This is a genomic window from Actinoplanes sp. NPDC049548, assembly GCF_040676695.1.
Lineage (GTDB): Bacteria > Actinomycetota > Actinomycetes > Mycobacteriales > Micromonosporaceae > Actinoplanes.
In genome coordinates this window covers 1-1,373 of the sequence record NZ_JBFAPM010000070.1, presented here as the reverse complement: position 1 = coordinate 1,373, position 1,373 = coordinate 1, and the positions used below count along the sequence as shown (strand labels likewise).

Below are 1,373 nucleotides of genomic sequence, written 5' to 3'. Positions count from 1 at the left end.
TGTGATGTCTCAAGACATCGGAAACCCCTGAACCCACGGTTGTGGGTTCAGGGGTTCTTCGTTTTCGGTGCGGGTCCGGGTGGTCTGCCGGTGGGCTGGTAGCGCCGGGTGGGGTCGAGGACGAGTCCGCGGAGGAGTTCGCCGGTGGCGGCGTCGATGATGCGGATGTTGAGGTCTTGGACGAGCACGAGGACGTGGGTTCCGGTGTGGGTTCGTCCGACGCCGATGGAGTAGAGCTGCCCGTTGTAACGCAGGGTGATCTTGCCGGCTTTGTCGATGCGGTCGTGGCGGAGCCGGTCGTGGGTTTCGGTGGTGGTGGGGCTGCCGGGTTCGGCTTTCGGGCGGGTCTGGTAGGCGGTGGCCGGGGTGGCGTGCCGGGGTAGCGAGCGGTGCGGGCGGCGGTGGTTGTACTCGGTGACGAACGCGTCGATCAGGGTCTGCAGCGCGGTGATGGTGGCGGGTTGAGCGGATTGGCTGCGGAGCCATTTCTTGAGGGTTTGCTGGAAGCGTTCGACTTTGCCGCAGGTGGTGGGGTGGTTGGGCCGGGAGTTCTTCTGTCGGACGCCGAGGCGGTGCAGTTCGTGTTCCAGGCCGTTGCGGCCGCGGCTGCCGCGTAGGCTGCCGCCGGACAGGCGGGTGGTGAACACCATGCCGTTGTCGGTCAGCGTGGAGGCCGGAACGCCGTGTGTGGCAACGGTTTCACGGAACACGTCTCGCACGATGGGGCCGGTGACACGAGGGTGGGCGGTGACCGAGAGGGCGTAGCGGGAGTGGTCGTCGAGCCAGGACAGGATCTCGACGTCGGCGCCGGGCCGGCTGTCCGGGCGGCGCAGCCGGTAGTGGGTGAAGTCGGCCTGCCAGCACTCGTTGGGTTGTTCGGCTTGGAAGCGGATGTAGGAGGACTTCGGGCGTTTGCTCGGCTCGGGGGTGACCAGGCCTTGAGCGGCCAGGTGCCGGGCGATGGTGGCGCGCGAGACGGTGACGTGGTGGGTGTGTTGCAGGTGCCAGGCGATGGTTTCCGGGCCGGCGTCCAGGCCCTGCTCGACGAGTTTCTTGCGCACTGCCACGATCAACTCGATCACCTGCGGGCCGATCGCGGTGGGTGACGAACGGGGCCGTCGGGAGTGCGGCTCGAACGCGGCCTCGCCTTCGGTGCGGTAGCGGGCGATCAGCTTGGAGACCCAGCCTTTGGAGACGCCGTAGGCGCGGGCGGTCTCGGCCTGGCTCCGGCCCTCGACGACAACGGCGGTGATCACGAGACGGGCTTTGGACACGCCGCGACGATCACCGTCATCCAGGGTTTCCTATGTCTCGACACACCGGTTTCCGATGACCTGAGACATGGGTTTCCTATGTCCTGAGCCAGCACACTG

At 67.0% G+C, this 1,373-nt stretch carries 1 protein-coding gene; it reads right to left on the bottom strand.

The window, feature by feature from the left end:
- Positions 1-47 precede the first annotated feature (47 nt).
- The gene (locus AB0J80_RS38485) at positions 48-1,274 is read right to left on the bottom strand and encodes an IS481 family transposase (protein WP_364714782.1); all 1,227 of its coding nucleotides are present in this window, start codon (positions 1,272-1,274) and stop codon (positions 48-50) included.
- Positions 1,275-1,373 lie beyond the last annotated feature (99 nt).